The organism is Acidisphaera sp. S103 (genome assembly GCF_009765975.1).
Lineage (GTDB): Bacteria > Pseudomonadota > Alphaproteobacteria > Acetobacterales > Acetobacteraceae > Rhodopila.
In genome coordinates, this window is record NZ_LMUJ01000010.1 from 1 (window position 1) to 449 (window position 449).

Below are 449 nucleotides of genomic sequence, written 5' to 3' on the forward strand. Positions count from 1 at the left end.
TCGCGGGTGACCGTCAGCCTGGTGTTCTTCTTGAAGCGGGTGACGATCCGGCAGCCGGTCTGGTCGAGTGCGGCCCACCAGGCGTAATCATAGTAGCCAAGATCAAAGACATAGGTGGCCTTGGGCACGATGGGCATAGCCTTGGCGGCGGTGATGTCGTTGACGTTGGCGGCACTGAAGGCGGTGTAGACCGGGCAGTCGGCGTTGGGGTCGTAAACCACGTGCAGCTTGGCGCCGCACACCTTGGCCGAGAACTGTGCCCACCCGCTCAGTGCGTTCAACGCCAGGCCGGTGCTGTCGATCAGGTATGTCACGCCGTCCATCGACTGGCGCAGCTTGCGGTGTGCCCGTTGGATCATGACCGCCAGCAGATCGGCGAATATCGCGACCGGACGGTTTCTGTTGGCTTCCGCCAAGGTGGCCCGCTTCGGCGGCGTGGCGTGGATAGC

General features: G+C 63.5%; 1 protein-coding gene. It reads right to left on the minus strand.

From position 1 onward, the window contains the following. The coding region (locus GSQ89_RS00450) for a transposase (protein ID WP_216855949.1) at nucleotides 1–359 on the minus strand (359 nt) is incomplete at its 3' end. Nucleotides 360–449: the final 90 nt, after the last annotated feature.